Genomic DNA, 20,442 nt, shown 5'->3' with positions numbered 1-20,442 from the left:
GATCGGGGAATTCAAGTATTTCTAATATAGCCATAGTCTTGTGACAAACTTCTAGTAAAAAGATAATATCCGCTGCTAACATGATGATCGTACAGGAATATGTCTGTACTCTGGAAGCCGCGTAGTCGATTAATGAGCTATTATAACGTCTATCTGTCTCATGGCCGAATAAAACAGGATCGGTTGCTATGAAAAAAATGATTATGAACCTTTTAGATTGTTTTATGAAAAAATTTGTCGTTTTGACAAAATGAAAATAATGATTCAAAAAAAATAAAAAAAATGAAAAAAAATTTTTTAGCTTTTATCTTACCTATCCTGTGTTTATCTCAGAATTATGAATTGGGTAAAGTTACTTTAGATGAATTAAAAGAAAAAAGGCATCCATTGGATACTAGTGCAGTGGCTGCTGTTCTTTTTGAAAAAGGCAAATCGTATATTGAGTATTCAAATTCAGGAGAATTAAAGTTATTTACTGAAGTTGAAACAAAAATTAAAATATATAAAAAAGAAGGATATGAATGGGGAAATAAAGAAGTTAGCTTCTATATTGGTGGTGTAGAAGATGAAAATGTACAATTTTCAAAAGCAGTTACTTATAATTTAGTAAATGGTAAAATTGAAAAAACAAAATTAAATGGTGATGGTGAATTTAAAGAAATCAATAGTAAATATTGGTCCACAAAAAAAATTACAATGCCTAATGTAAAAGAAGGGTCAATTATTGAGTATAAATATGTTATTGAATCACCATATTTTTCTAAATTGAATCCTTGGTATTTTCAATATGTTGTCCCTGTGAATTACTCAGAATTTACAGTTCAAATTCCAGAAAGTTTGATTTTCAAAAGTTATTACAGAGGTTTTTTAACTCCAAAATTGACAAATGAAAAAAAAGAAAAAAGAGTAACTCATGTTGGCAAAACAAGAACAGTGGCCACTTTGAGTTCAGCAGCCTCAACTAAATATGATTATAATGAATTTGTTTATAATGAATTGATTACGAAATCAGTTTTAGAGCATGTTCCAGCTTTAAAACAAGAGCCTTTTTCCAACAATTTAAAAAATTACATTTCAAGTGTTGAATTTGAATTGAGTTCAATACAATATAAAGACAGCCCCATGGAGTTAGTCTCTACTTCTTGGGAAGATGTAGTAAAAAGAGTTTACGAGAGTAACGAATTTGGTGGTCAGTTAGGAAAAGAAAGTTATTTTGAAGATGATTTGAAGAGCATCTTAGCAAATAAGCCTGATAGTGATAAAATAAATGTGATTTTTAAATTTGTTCAAGAAAGAATGAAGTGGAATGGCTATACAGGTATTTATACAGAAGCAGGTGTAAAGAAAGCATATGCAGAAAAAGTGGGTAATGTGGCTGAGATTAATTTAATTTTAATTTCAATGTTGAGAAAAGCTGGTATTGATGCCAATCCTGTTGTGTTAACAACAAGAGAAAAGCCTTTTAATTTATTTCCTAGTAATACGGCCTTTAACTACGTAATCTGCGGAATTGAAGTAGATAACGATGTTCTACTTCTCGATGCAACTGATTCTAATGCATCAATTGATATTTTACCAACAAGGGCATTAAATTATATAGGTAGAATTGTTAGAAATAATGGATCTTCCTCCGAAATTAATTTAGCACCAAAAAAGCATGCTAAAGAAACTTATCTGATTAATGCAACTGTAGACACAGAAGGTTTGATATCAGGGACGATTAATGAGAAGTATTTTGAGAGAGCAGCTTATGTTTTTAGAAATAATAATGCAAATTTGACTGATGAAAGTTATATTGAAAAGTATGAAAAGAATAATAATGGTATTGAGATTTCAGATTATGTAATTCAAAATAAGAGAGATGTTTTTCAGCCTGTTATTATAGATTATAAAGTTAGGCACACCGGGGCAAGTGAGTTAATTGGTGGGAAAATATATTTTAAACCATTACTTCATTTTGGTATGGATGAAAATCCTTTTAAACATGATAAAAGGGAGTATCCAATTGATTTTATAAGTCCTTTTGCGGATTCTTATACGATAAATTACTATATACCAGATGGTTATGTAGTAGAGTCTATCCCTTCAGAATTAAATGTTAAAACTATAGATAACATAGGTAGTTTTTCTTTTTTGATAGGAAATACAGATAATCATATTCAAATTGTTTGTAACTTTAGAGTAAACGCTCCATTTATTGACGCAGAATATTATCCTGATTTAAAAGAGTTTTTTAATCAAGTTACTTTAAAAATGAATGAAAAAATAATCCTAAAAAAACTTTAATTGAGTTACTTCTAAGATCATTTCATTTATTAATAAAGTTTGTTTTTATATGAACTTATTCTTTGTTTATTACCTTTGTGAGAGTTAAAATAATAAATATGAATATTAAAAATGCACAACAAGAAGTTGATAATTGGATCAAAGAACATGGGGTTCGCTATTTTAATGAATTAACTAATATGGCTCAACTTACAGAAGAAGTAGGTGAAGTAGCACGTATTATTGCAAGAAGATATGGAGAACAATCAGAAAAAGAGAGTGATAAAAACAAGGATTTAGGGGAAGAATTAGCAGATGTAGTTTTTGTAGTTTTATGTTTAGCTAATCAAACAGGAGTGGATTTACAGGCGGCATTTGATAAAAAAATGGATTTAAAGACTCAAAGAGATCATGATCGCCATCATAATAACGAGAAACTTAAATAATGGTGAGTTGTGAATGATGAATTGTGTGGGATAATGTTATTAAAAGTAAATCATTTAATTTTGCAATACGAGTAGTTAAATTATATCAGTTTCTGAATCAGGAGAAGAAGGAATATCTTCTAAGTAAACAACTTCTAAGAAGTGGAACGGTTATTGGTGCTTTGGTTCGTGAAGCAGAGCAAGCAGAAAGTAGATTAGATTTTATTCAAAAACTTGACATTGCTCAAAAAGAAGCAAATGAAACAGATTATTAGTTAGAACTTTTGTTTCAGTCAGCATATCTTAATGAAACACAATTTCAATCATTGAAAAATGATGTTGTTGAAATAAATAAAATTTTAGCTTCAATAATTATTACTACAAAACAAAGAATAGGGAAGAAATAATTATAAATTATAAATGGTTAATTTTGAATTGAAAAAAATATAATTTACCATTCATAATTAACAAATTACCATTAAAAAAATGAACTGGGTTTTATTAATTATTGCTGGTTGTTTTGAAGTTGCTTTTGCTACTTGTTTAGGAAAGGCAAAAGGATCTACAGGCCTTAACATGTATTTCTGGTATGCAGGTTTTTTTGTTTGCTTGACTATTAGTATGGTTTTATTAGTAAAAGCGACAAGAGAAGTTCCTATTGGTACAGCTTATGCCGTATGGACAGGTATAGGAGCGGTTGGAAGTGTTTTAGTAGGTATTTTTTTGTTTAATGAACCCGCTACTTTTTCGCGCATTTTTTTCTTAGTCACATTAATTGCCTCTATTGTTGGTCTTAAATTTGTATCCAACACATGAATTTAAAATTGGATAAATCAGAATTGCAATTTGCCTCGATTTCTATTTCAGGAAGTAAGTCTGAAACGAATAGGGCTTTATTATTGCAAGCATTGTTTCCAGAGCTACAAATTGAAAATGCTTCTAATTCGGATGATTCTGAAATAATGCAAAAAGCATTGCAAGACTTTCAATTTTCAACTAATTTTCAGCACATTGATGTACATCATGCAGGGACTGCCATGCGTTTTTTAACTGCATTCTTTGCTATTCAAGAAGGTAAAGAAGTAGTTTTAACAGGTTCAAAAAGAATGCAAGAACGACCTGTTAAAATTTTAGTTGATGCTTTAAATAGATTAGGAGCTGAAATTATTTATGAAGAAAAGGAAGGTTTTCCTCCAATTCGAATTAAAGGAAAAAAAGATTTTAAAAGTTCGGTGACAATTTCTGCAAATGTGAGTAGTCAATATATTTCCGCCCTGTTATTAATTGCTCCAAAGTTAGAAAATGGACTTGAGTTAACTTTAGAGGGTGAAATAACGTCTGGCTCTTATATTAAAATGACTTTAGCTTTACTCAATGAGATTGGTATACAAACTTCTTTTATTGGAAATAAAATTAAAGTTAGTCCGTGTAAATCTATTTCTACGTCAAAAATTAGCATTGAATCAGATTGGAGTTCTGCTTCTTATTGGTATTCATTAATTGCGCTTTCTAGAATTGGTTCGCAAGTAACGCTTTCAAATTTTAAAGAGAGTAGTTTACAAGGTGATTCTATTTTAGTTGAAATCTATAAGGATTTTGGAGTAGAAACCATTTTTAATAAGAATAATTTCATCACAATTACTAAAGTAAAAAAGAGTGTAATAGCAGCAGTTGATTATCAATTGGTTAATGCGCCTGATATTGCTCAAACTATTGCGGTAACTTGCTTTGGACTTGGCATTGGTTGTAGTTTGTTTGGACTTCATACGCTAAAAATTAAAGAGACAGATAGGCTTGAAGCATTGAAGAATGAACTTACAAAGTTAGGAGCCTCAGTTTTTATAACAAATGATTCATTTCATTTAGAAAAGGCTAGTAAAATAAAATCTGATAAATCAATCGTTACTTATCAAGATCATCGCATGGCTATGGCTTTCGCTCCTTTGGCTTTAAGAGTGCCTATTGAAATTCAAGAAGCAGAGGTTGTTAGTAAATCATACCCTAATTTTTGGGATGATTTAAGAGTTGTAGGTGTTAAATTATAGGTTTTTAGTTAATTGCAGAAAAATATTTCTTATTTTGCGGGCTAAACTATAAAAAAAATAATATGTTATTTAGGGGTGCCCTTTTCTTTTTTTTCTTTTTTTGCCAATTTTTTTATGCGCAGTTATCTAATTTTACGTTTCAAGTAACAGCAACAAATGAAACTTGTCAAGGAAATGGAGGCTTAAATTTCACAGTTAATAATACGGTTTCAGGTGCTACTTTTACCTATGCGGTGTTTTTACTACCTAATACAACAACACCTATAGCTGTAACAAATAATACTACGTTAACAGGATTAAATTCGGGGAGTTATCAGGTAACAGCTACTCAAACTTTGGGGGCTAATTCTGGTTCGCAACAGCAAAATGTCACTATTACAAATGCTATTCAAAATTTATCCTATACTATTTCTGGAATTAGACCTATTTGTGGAAATCAAGGGGTGTTAACTATTAATGTAAATACCGGTAATCCAGCTACGTATCAAATTGTCTCTGGACCAGTAACGACAAATGCCCAAAATTCAAACGAATTTAATAATTTACCTTCAGGTCAATATCAAATAATGGTAACAGATGTCTGTGGTAATACTATGGTTCAAACCTATACTTTATTACCATCTACTCCTGGATTAAATCTTAATTTTGGAACAGTAGTTCAGCCATTAGTGAGTTGTAATGCTATTAAAGTATCCAATTATTTTTCATCTTCATTAGGCAATGTCATTGCTTATCCATTACATTTTCAATATACTGTTTTTCCTCCAGGAGGTGGCACACCAACAGTCATTAATCAAACGGTTAATAGCGGAAATGTTATAGAGCAAGTAATTCCATTTTACAATGCTCAGCAGTATTACTATAATCTCGTAGCGACAGATGCCTGCGGAAATGTGTATACTTTAAATAATAATCCCGTTAATAGGAAATTTGACGCAACTGTTATTGTAAATAAATTGGATTGTTCTAACAAACAAATAGAAATTTCACCTTCTTTTTTTATAGCACCTTATACAATTAATTTTATTTCATATCCTACTGGTTTTAACCCTTTAAATTATAATTCTTCTCACCCTGGACCTTTTTCATCAAGTGGTGCTATATATGGTGCTATTGGAAATTCGATTCCATTAGGGATTTATACGATTTCAGTAACCGATTCATGTGGTAGAACCGTTACTAAAACTTTTAGTGTAACGGATAATGATGCAATTCCTACTTATAGTGCATCTAAGGATGGTTGTGCCAGATTAATGATTACTTTGAGCGGTGTTTTAATGCAGTCGATATCGATAACTTCTGCTCCAGCAGGTTTTCCAATTTCTTTGCCTTATGATGTTACTTTTTATATAAATCCTATTACACATAATTTAGAGATGGCAGGTTTAATGCAGGGAAATTATGTTTTTAAAATAATAGACATTTGTGGCGTTGTTTATACTTTAGATGTTATTATTCCACCCTATACACCTAATCCTCTTACATTAACTCAAAGAACAGGTTGTGATGAAGGATTTGGTTCAGTAAAAGTTGTTTCAGATATAGATGTTAATACAGCAGTATTAATTAGTGCTCCTGCTAACTATATAGGTACTTTGCCTCAAAATTTATCTGTAATTTCAGGTAACTCATTTTTTTTGTCAAATGTTCCTCAAGGTAATTATGTAGTTCAATCTGTAAATATTTGTGGAGCACAAAGAACTGATGTTATTTCCGTTACGGGATATTCCCAAAATGCACCTAATGTGGTTATTCAAAGAAATTGTGGTTCTTTCAATATTGCATTTGATATGTTGAGTAATGATGCCTCTCCAGCGTCTTATTGGCTACAAAAGTATGATTTAGCTTCTGGCAATTGGACGCATCCACAAACGGGTATTTTTTATGTGAATGGAACAACTCCTAATGCTTTAAGCGCTTTATCTCTTCAACCTATAATAAATAATTTGAATTTAGCCTTTTCGGGTCAATTTAGAATTTTAAAGAATTTTAAGATATATAATTCTGATGGGACATTTTTTGATTGTGTAAAGGAAATTTATAGTTTTGAAATTTTAGCTGGTCCAAGGATTATTTCAATACCAACATTTGGATGTAGTAATGGAAATTCAGAGGCTATTGTTAATGCTATCGGAATTCCACCATTGATATATAGAATAACAACCAAAAATGGTGGGCCGTTTTTGATAAATAATGGAACTAGCAATTCATTTTCAAATTTATCTCCAGGAATTTACAATTTTCAAGTAGAAGATTCTTGTGGGAATATTGTTAATGCTATAATTGAAATTACAAATTTAGCTCCAATGCAGATTACTGCGACTAGCTTTTGTAGTGGACAAAATGGAACATTTTCAGTGCCAAATTTTCCCTTTTTTACTTATGAGTGGTGGAAAGATAATGCAACAACGACCATTTTGAGTTCATCAAGTAGTTTGAATTTTACTCCTTTTACTACTCCTGCTGATTACGGCGTTTATTATGTGAGAATAACGAATACATTAAATCCAAGTTCATGTTTAAATAGAGTATTGTCTTTTACACTTTCTGACGCATTAAATAATCCACATGCAGGAAATGATAATACTATTAATTTATGTACAAATCAAAGTTTACTTAATTTACAAAGTTATTTGAGTGGAACTTTTGACACAAGTGGAGTGTGGACTGAATTAACAAATTCAGGAGGTACTTTAGTAGGAGCTAATTGGAATGCAACAAATGTAGCTTATGGTTCCTACCAGTTTTCCTATCGTGTAAATGGTTTTTGTTCTAACTATGATGAAGCAATTATAACTATTAATTTAGGACAAAAACCAATAATAACGAATTTAGATCCAACGGTTCAGTTGTGTAATGGACAAAATTTATCCATCACAGCTAATCAAAATAATTCATCTTACAGCTATCAATGGACTGGGCCTAATAGTTTTTTGTCAACTTTACCCGATTTAGAGATTTTGTCTATGCAAGTGGATCAGAGTGGTACTTATACATTAGTAATATCAAATGGATCTTGTATTTCTGATCCTTTTGAAGTTTCAGTTGTTGTTTCACCTGTACCTGAATTTTATATTAATTCTTTATGCGTAAATAATTATAAAACATTACAAGTTATTCCATTGAATGATTCTTTTAATCCATCACATGTAAATTATATTTGGACTGGACCAAATGGATTTATAAGTAATATGAATCCTATTCAAATTAACAATGAGTCTGTTGGGTTATATTCAGTTGTAGTTCAAGATGTGGCGTGTAGTACTAATGATCAAATTATGGTTACTAGTTTAGCTTGTAGTATACCTAAAGGTATTTCTCCTAATGGAGATAATTCAAATGACTATTTTGATTTAAGTGCTTTTGAAGTTGAGAATTTAAAAATTTTCAACAGATATGGTAGAGAAATTTTTTCTCAGTCTGACTATAAAAAAGAATGGTATGGTCAAGATTTTAAAGGGAATTTACTTCCTGCGGGGACCTATTATTATGTAGTGGTTTTAAAATCAGGTGAGTCTAAAACAGGTTGGGTCTATTTACAGCGATAGGTTATCTTTTAATTGAATAATAGATTAAAAGATAATTTGTTTTACACTATATTTTGTTGTTCTTTTATTTAAAGCCCATGAATTATTTGTCGTCTTCTAAATACATTTTTCGAACGCGCTTGAATAATTCACTAGAATATACAAAATCAGTAACTGCGGCATTATCGGTTTTAAATATTTGCTTGTTGGAGCCTTCCCATGCTAATAAACCATTTTTTAAGAACACGATTTTTTCTCCGATTTCCATTACCGAATTCATGTCATGAGTGTTAATAACGGTGGTAATATTATATTCTTTAGTAATTTCTTGAATTAAATTGTCAATAACAATAGCGGTTTTTGGATCTAAGCCTGAATTTGGTTCATCACAAAATAAGTATTTTGGATTATTAACAATGGCTCTAGCAATGGCAACACGTTTTTGCATTCCTCCCGAAATCTCAGAAGGCTTTTTATGATGTGCATTGATTAAATTAACGCGTTCAATTACAAAATCAACGCGCTCTTTTATTTCTTTTGGTGTTTTATTAGTAAACATTTTAAGTGGAAATCCAATGTTCTCTTCAACAGTCATGCTATCAAATAAAGCACTCCCTTGAAAAACCATCCCTATTTCTGTTCGTAAATCGCGCTTTTCATCTTTATTCATTTGACCATAAATTCTACCATCAAATGAAATATCACCACTATCAACATTGTGAATTCCTAATAAGGATTTTAAAAAAACGGTTTTTCCTGATCCACTTTGCCCTATGACTAAACTTGTTTGTCCAGCTTCAAATTTTGTAGTGATACCTTTTAGTACTTTTTGTTCACCAAAGCTTTTTTCTATATTATTGACTTCAATCATTAGCTTAACATGATTTGGGTTAAAATATAATTCATTAAAATAATTACTACAGAGGTCCAAACAAAAGACACGGTACTTGCTTTTCCTACTTCAAGCGCACCACCTTTCATGTAATAACCGTGAAAAGCAGGGATTGTTGCCAATAAAAAAGCAAATACTAAGGTTTTGATGAAAGCATAAGTAATGTGAAAGGGAATAAAGTCCTCTTGTAAACCAGTTATAAATTGTTGGCTAGTAGCAAATCCTCCATATACTCCGGCTAAATAACCTCCAAATACCCCTAAAAACATGGCAATACCAATTACAAAAGGATATAATAATAGCGCAATCATTTTAGGAAAAACCAAGTAGTTTAATGAGTTTACACCCATTACTTCTAAGGCGTCAATTTGTTCTGTTACACGCATGGTTCCTATACTTGAAGTAATAAACGAACCCATTTTACCTGCCATAATTATAGAAATAAATGTTGGTGCAAATTCTAAGATAACGGATTGTCTTGTGGCAAATCCAATTAAGTATTTAGGAATCAAAGGGTTGGTTAGATTTAGTGCAGTTTGAATAGCGACAACACCTCCTACGAAAAATGAAATAAAACAAACAATACCAAGTGAATCAATCACTAAATCGTCAATTTCTTTGAATATTAACTGTCTCATTATGCTCAACTTTACCGGACGGTTTAGTAGATCTTTGAGCATAATGAAATAGCGTCCAATTTGCGATAAATAGCGAACTAGCATCATAATTTAAAAATATCTTCAAAAATAGTGAATTAAAATGTCAATTGCTTAGAAGAAAATTTGAAAATAATCGAATATTTTTTTATTGACTAACGAAATAATTTCTCTTTCATTTTTTGCCAACGATATTTTCTAACAAATTGAGCCTGTTCAGGGGTTACTAACATTTTTTTGTTTTCACGTTTTGCCTTCCAATATCCCTTAATATAATCAATAAACAATAAAGGTTTTCCTTTTCTTAGGGCTAATTTTAAAGAAGCTATCACTGTTATAAAAAAACCATAACCTAAAGTGTAAAATGCTTCTCCTTGTTTAAATCTAGCAGATTGATTGTAACTAGCACCTGTTGGTTTTAAATGTTTAACATGTAAATGTTCATCTGTAACTATTTTCCAATTATAAAATTTACATAATAATTCATCTACTGTATCCCAGCCCATCTGTGCTTGTAGTCCTCCAATTTGCTCAAAAGCGGCTCTTCTGTAGGATTTCAAAGCACCACGTATGTGGTCTTTATCTGTAAGGCTCTCTAATACCCACTCATTGTTTTTTTCAACATAACAAAATCCACCAGCCATTCCAATATTTTCATCAGATTGAAAATGGTTGATGATGGTTTCAAAATAATGATTTGGAAAAATCAAATCGGCATCAATTTTAACAATGATATCATACTTGTCATCTAAGTGTTTTTTGCCTTCATAAAATGCTTGAATAACTTTACTTCCTGGTAAATGTATGGTGTCTGATTTTTTGTTGACTAATTCAATAAATGAATATTTTGAAGCATATTCTAAAACAATTTCAGCTGTTTTGTCAGTTGAATTATCATTAACAACAACTAATTTATTAGGTAAAATAGTTTGTTCTACTAACGATTGTAAAGTTAAAGCGATAAAAGCTTCTTCATTGTAAGCTGGAATGATAACGTAATATTTCATATTCTCAAAAGCTGATAGCTGCTGCTTATTACTTAGTTCGCTCAGCGTAAACCAAATAATATCTAGGAGTAAACCACCTTAAAAGCGGACGTAAACCGAATTTTTTTACTGGATGAGTAAACTTAACTCGGTCAACAATTTTAAAACCAGCTTTTTCTAATAACCAATCCAATTGCCAATCTTCAAATTCATGATAATGTCGGTCCCACATATCTGTTTTACTTCTATATGCAGGAGAAAACCATAAACGTAAAGGAATGGAGATTAAAACTTTATCTGCTTTTACATTTTTTAAAACGGTATAGGGATTTAATAAATGTTCAAAAATTTCAAATGCAGTGAATACTTCATAGTTTTCGTTTTGTAATGCTGTTTGGTCATTATCAACATCTTCGCCTTTAGTATTTATAACTTTGTAGTTATTATCTACCATGATTTTTGAAAAAGGATTAGGTACACCTAAATCGAAAATAGTTTCGTTAGTTTTTATATGTTTTTTTAAAAACTCTAGGGTTATATTGAAACGTTTACTAGGATATGTTTTCTCGTACATGGAACTTCCGATTTAATTTAATTTGGCAAAAGTAACTATTAACTCTAAACTACAAATTATAAACGCTAAAAAATTACATTTCATAAACGAATGCATTGATGTTCATTCCAGCTCCAACTGACGCGAAAATGATGACATCTCCTTTGTTTAATTGTTGGTTTTCAATTTTACCTTTTATTAATAAATCATACAAAGTAGGTACTGTAGCAACACTTGAGTTACCCAGTTTATGAATACTCATTGGCATTATATATTCAGGAGGGCTTTGTTTGTATATTTTAAAAAAGCGATGAATAATGGCTTCATCCATTTTTTCATTTGCTTGATGGATTAATACTTTTTTTACTTTCGTAATATCAAGTCCACTTTTGTCAAGGCAAGAAGCCATTGCTTTTGGGACATTACTAAGGGCAAATTCATATATTTTTCTTCCATACATTTTAATATAGCGAATATCTGGGTCGTGTGTTGAGTTGAATGAATTTCCAAAATATAAATAATAGGCTTCGTCATGTGAAAATGTAGCCGTTTCATGTGCTAATATACCACCAGCTTCATCTGTAAGTTCAATTATTGTGGCGCCAGCCCCATCGGAATAAATCATAGAATCTCTATCGTGTTTATCAACTACTCTTGACAACGTTTCGGCTCCTATAACTAAACATTTTTTAGCCATTCCTGCTTTAATAAATGCTTGTGCCTGAATAACTCCTTCTACCCAGCCTGGACATCCAAAAAGAATATCATAAGCCACACATTTTGGATTCTTAATTTTTAAATTATATTTTACTCTACTGGCCAAACTAGGTAATATATCTGTTTGAATAGCACCGTGTTTTACATTTCCAAAGTTGTGTGCAAAAATGATGTAATCTAATGATTCTGGATCTATATTGGCATCTTCAATAGCGCACTGAGCAGCTATGGTAGCTATGTCTGAAGTGTTTAAATCGTTAGTAACATATCTTCGTTCTTCTATTCCGGTAATCTCTAAAAATTTTTGAGCTACAATTTCATTAGATTGAGGAAAATCCGAACCGTCTTCATTTAAGAAAATGTGTTTTGCAAAATCTAAATTAGTTACTACTTCGGTGGGAATGTAGCATCCTGAACCTGTAATTTTAATACCCATTATTTAATTTTTTTGTGAATGTACTTATTTTAACGTTGAAGCAGTGTACGGAATTGTTTATTTTATGAAGAATTATATAAAATTTAAAATTATAGGCTCAAAAAAATATTATTCTAATTATAAACCTTATTTATTGAAAAAATTTTATACGCATAACGGTTGCCATATTTAAACTCATTTTTTTCATCACATCACAGTTAAGACCATCAAAATTTTCATCAATAGAAGTATATAAATGGTCTAACCAAATTTCAAAATGTTCATGAGTAAAAGGGTGTTTATCATGAATGTTTTTGTGAATTTGAAACATATTGTTGCTATAGCCACCTTTTAGAAATAAGCCTTGTTCCCAAAAGTCAGCAAGAATTTCAAAATGTTTCTCTAGATGTTGGTCTACATCTGTAGCTTTTGTAAAAAAGAAATTAATTGATTGATCTTTCAATAATCGTTCGTAAAAATTTCTCATTATTAGTAAAATGTCTTCTCTATTTTCAATATCGCGCATAGTTTTTTTTTGAATTACAAAGTTAATTAAGATTGAATTTAATTATTGTGACATTTGTCATAAAAAAACTTTAACTAGATTTTAGATTTTTAAAATTTATATCTTAAGAAAAATTTACCATTAAAAGGAGTGCCTGGAGTAAAATGAATTTCAGTGACTGAATTCATTTCATTTTGCAATCGGCTTTCTGTTGCAAATTGCGTTTCATTCCAAGTGCTGTTAAAGATGTTTTGAATCATACCACCAAGCTCAATACCATTTCCAAATTGATAAGATAAATTAAAATCGGTGATAAAATAACCTTTAGCGATTATCGTATTGTTTTCATTTGCGGGTCTATTTCCTAGATATCTGCTATTTATGGCCATGGTAAAATGGTTAGCACTTATAAAATTTAAGCCACCAACCCAAGTGACTTTAGGTGCTAATGGAATGAAGTTTTCATTTGAAGGAGCGTCTAATTTTTTAGCTAAGGTATAGGTGAAATCAGTGCTGAAATATAAGTTTTTAGTAAATTGGTAACGCAAACCAAAATCTATACCTTTTCTCTCTGTTTTACCGCCTAATTCCACTATGGCTTCATCTCCTACATAAATGAATTCCTGTCCTAAATGTAGATACCAAAAAGCCATATTTAACCAAATTTTTGAAGAAGGTTTCCAATTGGTTCCTAAATCTGTTCCAAAAGCATTTGGAATAGTTTTATTTAGACTTTGAGTTACAATTACCCTTGTGTCATTAGTATGAAATCCTTGTCCTGATTTTGAATAAATATTCAATTGTTCATTAACTTGATATAGGATATTTATTTTGGGACTAAATACTGTTTTAGAATCGGTTTGTGTTTTATATCTAGAAACCAATTCATTTTGATATTCAAATTCGAAATAGTCCAATCGGATGCTAGGATTGATTAACCATTTCCCGATATTGAAATCAGCATTTATGTAGCTAAAATAATTTGTTTCAGTAATATTACCTAATTGTAGTGGGGTTAATGTAATTTGTCTATTTAGCGTATGTGAAAGTTCTGAGTTTTTCGTTTCATCATTTCTTAATCCAACAGCATATTGTACTGTCGTTTTTAAATTATTAATATTGTATTTTTTGTTCAAAATGCTTTCAAAACCTAATGTATTCCGTTTTTCTTTTTGTTTAATTTGGTCTCCATTGATGGGGTCATTTAAAAAAAAGGTGAAATTTGAAAAGAGTTCAAAGTCATAATAGGAATAGTAAAAAGTGTTTTTAAGATTCGTTTTGTCGTCAATTTCTTTTTCATACTTGATAATGGCTCCGCTTCGTTGTGTTGTGCCTCCTTCGGTGTCATCTATTGCTCCAAATCTATCAATTAATCCTGAATCAACTGCTCGTTGTGGAATTTGACCAGAAGCATCCCATTTACTTTTAAAATGAAATAATGCTATAGAAAACCAGTTGTGATTGTCAATTTTGGAGTTGTATTTAGTAAAAAAATTAAATCGATTAAAGTTTTGCGGACTACTAAAAGGACCATCTGTTTTTTGATAATCAGAGGCTACATAAAATTGTTGTTTTTCATTATTAATCAGATTGAAAAGACCTAGTGTTCTTTTAGTGTTAAATTGACCAACTTCTAATGAAATTAGATTGTGATCCAGTGTTTTCTTAGTTTGAAAAGAAACATATCCAGCTGTTGCTAAATTTCCTTTATTACTATAATAAGGTCCTTTGTCAAAATCGATTTTTTGAACAGTTTCTGGAATTAAAAAATGTAAATCGGCATAACCTTGACCATGTGCATGAGAAACCATGTTTACGGGCATTCCGTCTACATCTAAAGCCACGTCAGTTCCGTGGTCAATGTCAAAGCCTCTAAGGAAAATTTGTTCTGCTTTTCCGCCACCTGCATGTTGACCTATAAATAATCCAGGTACTTTTCTTAATAATTCCTGAGACGAATTAACAGGGTTGGTTTTTAAATCAATTTCAGCAATTGTTTGAAAGGATTTTATGTTCTTTTGTACAATTAATTCTTCAATTGAGAAAATTTTATTTTCTAATTGAATAGATAAATACGATTGAGATTGTATCGTGATTTTTTTTTCTATATAACCCAACTTACTAATTCGTATTGTATCACCAATTTTTGTGTTTTCTAATATGAATTTTCCTTCTTCATCAGTATGAATGTGGGAGTGATTATTCAAATTATATAAGGTAGCGTTTTCTATGGGTGTATTTTTTTGTGATTTTATTTCTCCTTGAATATCTTGACTATGCAAGAATAATGAGGTGATAGTGGCTAAAACGGATAGGTAAAATTTCATTGTTTTTAAACTAAAAAGCGAAACTAAATTTAAAAGCTAACTTGTACAAGTCTTTTAACAAAAAAGGCTCTGAATATTCAGAGCCTTTCTTCGTTACTATTTGTCTTTTATTACATATATGCTTCGATTGGAGCACAAGAACAAACTAAGTTTCTATCTCCATAAGCTTCATCAATACGACGAACTGTTGGCCAGAATTTGTTTTCTGCAATGTAATCCAATGGATAAGCAGCTTGCTCTCTTGTGTAAGGGAAAACCCATTCGTTAGCTGTAAGCATTGCTAAAGTATGGGGCGCATTTCTTAAAATGTTGTTTTCTTCCTCTTTTGTTGAAGCTTCAATTTCTTTACGAATTGAAATCAGTGCATCACAAAAACGATCCAACTCAGCTAAATCTTCTGATTCAGTTGGCTCAACCATTAAAGTTCCAGCTACTGGGAAAGAAACGGTTGGAGCATGGAATCCGTAATCCATTAAACGTTTTGCGATATCCGTTACTTTGATACCTTTTTCTTCAAAAGCTCTACAATCTAAGATCATTTCGTGTGCCGCTCTTCCCATTTCTCCTGAATATAAGATTGGATAATGACCTTCGAAACGTGCTTTCATATAGTTAGCATTCAAGATGGCATATTTAGTAGCGTTTGTTAATCCTTCAGCACCCATCATTACAATGTAACCGTAAGAAATCAAACAAACTAAAGCCGAACCATAAGGAGCTGAAGAAATAGCCGTGATAGCTTGACTTCCTCCTGTTGGAATAATTGGATTAGTTGGTAAGAATGGAACTAATTTTTCGTTCACACAAATTGGTCCAACACCAGGTCCACCACCACCGTGAGGAATAGCAAAGGTTTTGTGTAAGTTTAAGTGACAAACATCAGCCCCAATAGTAGCTGGGTTTGTTAATCCCACTTGTGCATTCATGTTCGCACCGTCCATATATACTAAACCACCATTTTCGTGGATGATATTCGTGATTTCAATAATAGCACTTTCAAAAACGCCGTGAGTTGATGGATATGTTACCATTAAGGCAGATAAGTTATCTTTATGTTGGATCGCTTTTGCTCTTAAATCTTCTACATCGATGTTTCCATTTTCCATGGTTTTCGTAACGATGATTTCCATTCCTGCCATAGCTGCAGAAGCTGGATTGGTTCCGTGAGCAGAAGCTGGTATCAAACATACATTTCTGTGATGATCGCCTCTTGATTGGTGATAAGCTCTAATCGCCATTAAACCAGCGTATTCTCCTTGTGCACCTGAGTTTGGTTGAAGTGTTGTCCCTTGGAAACCAGTTATAATATTTAATTGCTCTTCTAATTTTTTAAGCATGATTTGGTATCCTTCAGCTTGTTCAATAGGAGCAAATGGGTGAATACTGTTCCAATTTGCCATTGATAAAGGTAGCATTTCAGCTGCAGCATTCAATTTCATAGTACATGAACCTAAAGAAATCATAGAATGATTTAATGATAAATCTTTACGCTCTAATTTTTTGATATATCGCATTAATTGCGATTCAGAATGATGGTTGTTGAAAACTTCATGTTGTAAGAAAGTTGATTTTCTCACTAAGTTTTCAGGAACCATTACTTCATTTGCTAATTGATTCACTTTAAAAGTTTCTTTTCCAGTAGCTTCAGCGAAAATGGCAATGATTTGGTTAATGTCATTAACTGAAGTCGTTTCGTTAAATGAAATCGAAATCGTTTCTGCATCTGGATAGAAGAAATTTACTTCGTGTTTTTCAGCAATTGCTTTAACTTTATTCGCATCGGCTTTAACTAAAATTGTATCGAAGAAAGCTGAATTCGTTTGGTAAACACCCAATTTATTTAAAGCATCAGCAGTGGTAACCGCAGAAGCGTGTACTTTATTAGCAATATATTTCAATCCTTTTGGACCATGATATACAGCGTACATTCCAGCCATAACCGCCAATAAAACTTGAGCGGTACAGATGTTTGAAGTTGCTTTTTCACGTTTGATGTGTTGTTCACGAGTTCCTAATGCCATACGTAAAGCGCGGTTTCCGTTAGCATCGATAGAAACACCGATGATTCTTCCGGGCATTGAACGTTTGTATTCTTCTTTCGTTGCGAAATATCCTGCGTGAGGACCGCCATAACCCATTGGAATACCAAAACGTTGCGTAGTACCTACAACAACTGCAGCTCCCATTTCACCTGGAGATGTTAATTTAGCTAACGATAGAATATCAGCAGCAACTGCTACTTTAATTTCGTTTTCAGCAGCTTTTGCGATAAATCCAGCATAGTCATAAACTTGACCGTATTTTCCAGGATATTGTAAAATTGCTCCGAAATATTCAGTTGAAAAATCAAAAGTTTCGTGGTTGCCTACTACTAATTCAATTTTTAATGGAGTAGCACGTGTTTGTAATACAGATAAGGTTTGAGGTAAAATTTCTTCAGAAACAAAGAATTTGTTTATATTGTTTTTCTTTTGTTCTCTTGTTCTCACATCAAATAATAAAGCCATGGCTTCTGCAGCAGCTGTTCCTTCGTCTAAAAGTGATGCATTAGCAATTTCCATTCCGGTTAATTCAATAACCATTGTTTGAAAATTTAAAATGGCTTCTAAGCGGCCTTGTGCAATTTCTGCTTGGTAAGGTGTGTAAGCTGTATACCAGCCTGGGTTTTCAAAAATATTTCTTTGGATAACTGCTGGTACAATCGTTGGATGATAGCCTAAACCAATATATGATTTGAAAACTTTATTTTTTTTACCTAATTCCTGAATGTGAGTTAAGTATTCAAATTCGGTCATGGGTGCAGCTAAATCCAATTCTTTTTTCAAACGAATATCGTTTGGAATGGTTTCATAAATTAATTGGTCTAAAGAGTCTACACCAATAGTTTGTAACATGTGATTTAAATCCGTTTCACGCGGACCTAAATGTCTCAAAGCAAATGCATCTGTTCTCATTTTCTAAATAAAATAGCTATAGAAAGTTGTGTTTTATAAATATGGATTGGGACACCCCAATTGCGAAACAAATGTAATTATTAATCTTGTAATAATCTGCTTTTAAATTTGGATTTTTTGTGATTTTTTCAACTAATTAGACTAGTTATTAACAGATTGATTAATTTTGTTTAATGCTTTATTTGAAAAAAACATTAGACTTTTACATTAATAGTAGTATGCATGTTAGTTTATCTGCACTTGCATTAACTGCAATGACGGTTCGATTTTATGCTATATCGGATTCTTTTTATTGTTTATTATTTGTGTTTTGTAGTACGTTAGTGGGGTATAATTTTGTGAAATATGATGCGTTAGCTAGGACACAACAAAACAAATGGCGCATTGAATTGAAATTTATTGTACTCTTAAGTCTATTTGCTTTTTTAGTTTGTTTGTATTTGTTTTTTCAGTTTCATTGGTATGTTCAATTGTTTGTTGTTTTTCCAATGTTTTTGACCTTACTATATACGTTGCCTTTTTTCCCAAATAAAAGCAATGCTAGAAACTGGAAAGGTGTAAAGATTTATATTGTAAGTTTTTGTTGGGTATTAATGACCGTTTTCTTTCCTCTTGTTTTTGGACGAATTGCGTTCGATAGTTCTGTGTTTTGGTTGTCTATTCAGCGTTTTATTTTGATTTTTGTATTGGTGTTAATCTTTGAAATAATAGACGTTACAAAGGATGACCCGCACTTGCAAACGGTTCCACAAATGATAGGGGTTGAAAAAACCAAAAAATTAGGTTATTTGTTATTGAGCATATTGGTGCTCATAGATGTTCTTCAACCTCAAATACACTGGATTGCATTGAGTTTTAAAATACTTATTTCAGTAACCATAACTTTTTTTCTTTACTATTCTAAAGAGACAAAATCTAGGTATTATTCAAGTTTTTGGGTAGAAGGAATTCCTATTTTTTGGTGGTTGTTATTTTTAGTTTTAATGGAAAATTAAAGTTTTAAAAGTTAAATTATGATTTTTACATTTCGGGCAAAAAATTGGTTTTTCTTGCTCGAAATTCCCTCCGCAAGTACATTTTTTAGAAAATGTTGAATTTCGATTAAAACTTTCAAATTTACCACATGTTTGACATTGATAACCATCTGAAAATCTTGAATATGAATTTACATTTTCTGAGTAAAAACATGTTAAACACTTTAAAAGTCCATAACTTACCATTTTAGAAAAATATAGTATTTTATTTTTTTTATCTTCTCCTTCTTTTTCGTAGTAATTGTTTACTTTTGCATTATAAGGAGTTGGGTACCATCCTAATTTTTCTTCAATTAATGATCTGTATTTAGTTTTGATCTCTTGGGGAGTAAAACAAATATAATCTTTAGCTTTTTGTTTTGTTGTATCATCTAATTGATTCAAATAATCCACTCTTTGCTCAGGTTTAATAACTGTTTTTTCATCAGCTTTTTTGAGATACCATTTTTCAGAAAGATTGGTCCAAATAACATACTCTAGTTCGAATGTTTCTGCAAAATCTATGATTTTATTTTTAAAAAGGAAATTTTCGGGATAAAATTTATTGTTTTTTTTGTCAAAATAACCAATGCTAGATTCAGGGCAACCTTCTCTGTCAGCTAAATTTCCTATAGCATCTCTTAAGATGTGGAAAGATGAAAAGCTAAAAAAAGTTTTGTTTAGTGTGCCATTTTCTGTAATTACTAAAGTTAATCTTCCATCTTTGGAAATTCTAGCAAACTCTAAAGGTAAAACAGGACCTTGATGTAGCCAACCAATTTCAGTTACATAATTTAGTGATTGCGGATTCCAAATTAAGGAACCCCAACCAATGATTGCAGGTAGTTTCATGTTAAGATTTTTTACAAATGTGATTAAATTTTGATTTGAAATTTTCTCTTAGTTCAATAGCCTCTGTACCGCAAAATTTTTGATTATTAATTATTGAATTTTTGTAGTCTTTAATTGCTATATTTAAATCTCTCTGGAAGTTTTCTCTATGAATTATTTTTTCACCACCATTTTCTATATAAGCTAATCCAGTTTTTTCTTTGTCTTTACAAATTTGCCGAAGTTCTTGACTATCAAAACCAGCATCAGCATTTAGAAAGAGACCATCAGTAGGAATCTCAGCCAAAGAAAGCCAATCAAGCATATGGTC

General features: G+C 31.3%; 16 protein-coding genes and 1 pseudogene. 7 read left to right on the top strand and 10 right to left on the bottom strand.

Annotation, left to right across the window (positions count from 1 at the left end):
• Positions 1–282 precede the first annotated feature (282 nt).
• The 6 genes from QZ824_RS06355 to QZ824_RS06330 all read left to right on the top strand — a co-directional run bounded on the left by QZ824_RS06355 (position 283) and on the right by QZ824_RS06330 (position 8,283).
• Positions 283–2,286: a DUF3857 domain-containing protein gene (locus QZ824_RS06355; protein ID WP_291275181.1), complete on the top strand. Its 2,004-nt coding sequence runs from the start codon at positions 283–285 to the stop codon at positions 2,284–2,286.
• 98 nt (positions 2,287–2,384) lie between these two features.
• Positions 2,385–2,711: a nucleotide pyrophosphohydrolase gene (locus QZ824_RS06350; RefSeq protein WP_291275180.1), complete on the top strand. Its 327-nt coding sequence runs from the start codon at positions 2,385–2,387 to the stop codon at positions 2,709–2,711.
• 23 nt (positions 2,712–2,734) lie between these two features.
• Entirely contained in the window at positions 2,735–2,965 is a 231-nt protein-coding gene (locus QZ824_RS11740) for a four helix bundle protein (protein ID WP_366844300.1), read from the top strand.
• A gap of 211 nt (positions 2,966–3,176) precedes the next feature.
• The gene (locus tag QZ824_RS06340) at positions 3,177–3,506 is read left to right on the top strand and encodes a multidrug efflux SMR transporter (RefSeq protein WP_291275179.1); all 330 of its coding nucleotides are present in this window, start codon (positions 3,177–3,179) and stop codon (positions 3,504–3,506) included.
• Positions 3,503–4,735, top strand: a complete 1,233-nt coding sequence (gene aroA, locus QZ824_RS06335) for a 3-phosphoshikimate 1-carboxyvinyltransferase (RefSeq protein ID WP_291275178.1) — start codon at positions 3,503–3,505, stop codon at positions 4,733–4,735. Before QZ824_RS06340 ends, aroA begins: the two co-directional genes overlap by 4 nt.
• A gap of 62 nt (positions 4,736–4,797) precedes the next feature.
• Positions 4,798–8,283, top strand: coding sequence for a gliding motility-associated C-terminal domain-containing protein (locus QZ824_RS06330; RefSeq protein ID WP_291275177.1), 3,486 nt, complete (start codon positions 4,798–4,800; stop codon positions 8,281–8,283).
• 82 nt (positions 8,284–8,365) lie between these two features.
• Here QZ824_RS06330 and QZ824_RS06325 read toward each other — a convergent pair whose 3' ends face one another.
• From QZ824_RS06325 to gcvP, 8 genes are all read right to left on the bottom strand, one after another.
• Positions 8,366–9,133, bottom strand: a complete 768-nt coding sequence (locus QZ824_RS06325) for an ATP-binding cassette domain-containing protein (RefSeq protein WP_291275176.1) — start codon at positions 9,131–9,133, stop codon at positions 8,366–8,368.
• Positions 9,133–9,879 carry an ABC transporter permease gene (locus QZ824_RS06320; protein ID WP_291275175.1) on the bottom strand — a complete coding sequence of 249 codons (747 nt, stop codon included), beginning with the start codon at positions 9,877–9,879 and terminating at the stop codon, positions 9,133–9,135. The genes QZ824_RS06325 and QZ824_RS06320 overlap by 1 nt, the downstream gene beginning before the upstream one ends.
• A gap of 86 nt (positions 9,880–9,965) precedes the next feature.
• Positions 9,966–10,817 (bottom strand): glycosyltransferase family A protein, encoded by an 852-nt coding sequence (locus tag QZ824_RS06315; protein WP_291275174.1) that lies wholly within the window; start codon positions 10,815–10,817, stop codon positions 9,966–9,968.
• Positions 10,818–10,845: 28 nt separating this feature from the next.
• Entirely contained in the window at positions 10,846–11,370 is a 525-nt protein-coding gene (locus tag QZ824_RS06310) for a methyltransferase (protein WP_291275173.1), read from the bottom strand.
• Positions 11,371–11,443: 73 nt separating this feature from the next.
• The gene (locus QZ824_RS06305) at positions 11,444–12,502 is read right to left on the bottom strand and encodes a 3-oxoacyl-ACP synthase III family protein (RefSeq protein ID WP_291275172.1); all 1,059 of its coding nucleotides are present in this window, start codon (positions 12,500–12,502) and stop codon (positions 11,444–11,446) included.
• A gap of 130 nt (positions 12,503–12,632) precedes the next feature.
• Positions 12,633–13,007 carry a group III truncated hemoglobin gene (locus tag QZ824_RS06300; protein ID WP_291275171.1) on the bottom strand — a complete coding sequence of 125 codons (375 nt, stop codon included), beginning with the start codon at positions 13,005–13,007 and terminating at the stop codon, positions 12,633–12,635.
• Between the two features lie 89 nt (positions 13,008–13,096).
• Positions 13,097–15,313: a TonB-dependent receptor gene (locus QZ824_RS06295; protein WP_291275170.1), complete on the bottom strand. Its 2,217-nt coding sequence runs from the start codon at positions 15,311–15,313 to the stop codon at positions 13,097–13,099.
• 110 nt (positions 15,314–15,423) lie between these two features.
• Complete coding sequence (gene gcvP, locus QZ824_RS06290) at positions 15,424–18,267, bottom strand: aminomethyl-transferring glycine dehydrogenase (RefSeq protein WP_291275169.1); 2,844 nt, start codon at positions 18,265–18,267, stop codon at positions 15,424–15,426.
• Between the two features lie 218 nt (positions 18,268–18,485).
• Here gcvP and QZ824_RS06285 point away from each other — a divergent pair, with 218 nt between their 5' ends.
• Positions 18,486–19,262, top strand: coding sequence for a hypothetical protein (locus QZ824_RS06285; RefSeq protein ID WP_291275168.1), 777 nt, complete (start codon positions 18,486–18,488; stop codon positions 19,260–19,262).
• Here the strand turns inward: QZ824_RS06285 and QZ824_RS06280 are convergent.
• Both QZ824_RS06280 and QZ824_RS06275 read right to left on the bottom strand, forming a co-directional pair.
• On the bottom strand, positions 19,248–20,132 hold the full coding sequence (locus QZ824_RS06280) for a hypothetical protein (protein ID WP_291275167.1): 885 nt from the start codon (positions 20,130–20,132) through the stop codon (positions 19,248–19,250). The genes QZ824_RS06285 and QZ824_RS06280 overlap by 15 nt on opposite strands.
• A gap of 1 nt (position 20,133) precedes the next feature.
• Positions 20,134–20,442: pseudogene (locus QZ824_RS06275) on the bottom strand (hypothetical protein); the annotation flags it as partial.

Source organism: Flavobacterium sp. (genome assembly GCF_021151785.1).
Lineage (GTDB): Bacteria > Bacteroidota > Bacteroidia > Flavobacteriales > Flavobacteriaceae > Flavobacterium.
This window is presented reverse-complemented; position numbering and strand designations above follow the sequence as displayed.

What these genes read in the sequence shown, in the direction of transcription:
- QZ824_RS06355 (WP_291275181.1), top strand. Translation starts at nt 283, where the DNA reads ATGAAAAAAAATTTTTTAGCTTTTATCTTACCTATCCTGTGTTTATCT.
- QZ824_RS06350 (WP_291275180.1), top strand. Translation starts at nt 2,385, where the DNA reads ATGAATATTAAAAATGCACAACAAGAAGTTGATAATTGGATCAAAGAA.
- QZ824_RS06340 (WP_291275179.1), top strand. Translation starts at nt 3,177, where the DNA reads ATGAACTGGGTTTTATTAATTATTGCTGGTTGTTTTGAAGTTGCTTTT.
- aroA (WP_291275178.1), top strand. Translation starts at nt 3,503, where the DNA reads ATGAATTTAAAATTGGATAAATCAGAATTGCAATTTGCCTCGATTTCT.
- QZ824_RS06330 (WP_291275177.1), top strand. Translation starts at nt 4,798, where the DNA reads ATGTTATTTAGGGGTGCCCTTTTCTTTTTTTTCTTTTTTTGCCAATTT.
- QZ824_RS06325 (WP_291275176.1), bottom strand. Translation starts at nt 9,133, where the DNA reads ATGATTGAAGTCAATAATATAGAAAAAAGCTTTGGTGAACAAAAAGTA.
- QZ824_RS06320 (WP_291275175.1), bottom strand. Translation starts at nt 9,879, where the DNA reads ATGATGCTAGTTCGCTATTTATCGCAAATTGGACGCTATTTCATTATG.
- QZ824_RS06315 (WP_291275174.1), bottom strand. Translation starts at nt 10,817, where the DNA reads ATGAAATATTACGTTATCATTCCAGCTTACAATGAAGAAGCTTTTATC.
- QZ824_RS06310 (WP_291275173.1), bottom strand. Translation starts at nt 11,370, where the DNA reads ATGTACGAGAAAACATATCCTAGTAAACGTTTCAATATAACCCTAGAG.
- QZ824_RS06305 (WP_291275172.1), bottom strand. Translation starts at nt 12,502, where the DNA reads ATGGGTATTAAAATTACAGGTTCAGGATGCTACATTCCCACCGAAGTA.
- QZ824_RS06300 (WP_291275171.1), bottom strand. Translation starts at nt 13,007, where the DNA reads ATGCGCGATATTGAAAATAGAGAAGACATTTTACTAATAATGAGAAAT.
- QZ824_RS06295 (WP_291275170.1), bottom strand. Translation starts at nt 15,313, where the DNA reads ATGAAATTTTACCTATCCGTTTTAGCCACTATCACCTCATTATTCTTG.
- gcvP (WP_291275169.1), bottom strand. Translation starts at nt 18,267, where the DNA reads ATGAGAACAGATGCATTTGCTTTGAGACATTTAGGTCCGCGTGAAACG.
- QZ824_RS06285 (WP_291275168.1), top strand. Translation starts at nt 18,486, where the DNA reads ATGCATGTTAGTTTATCTGCACTTGCATTAACTGCAATGACGGTTCGA.
- QZ824_RS06280 (WP_291275167.1), bottom strand. Translation starts at nt 20,132, where the DNA reads ATGAAACTACCTGCAATCATTGGTTGGGGTTCCTTAATTTGGAATCCG.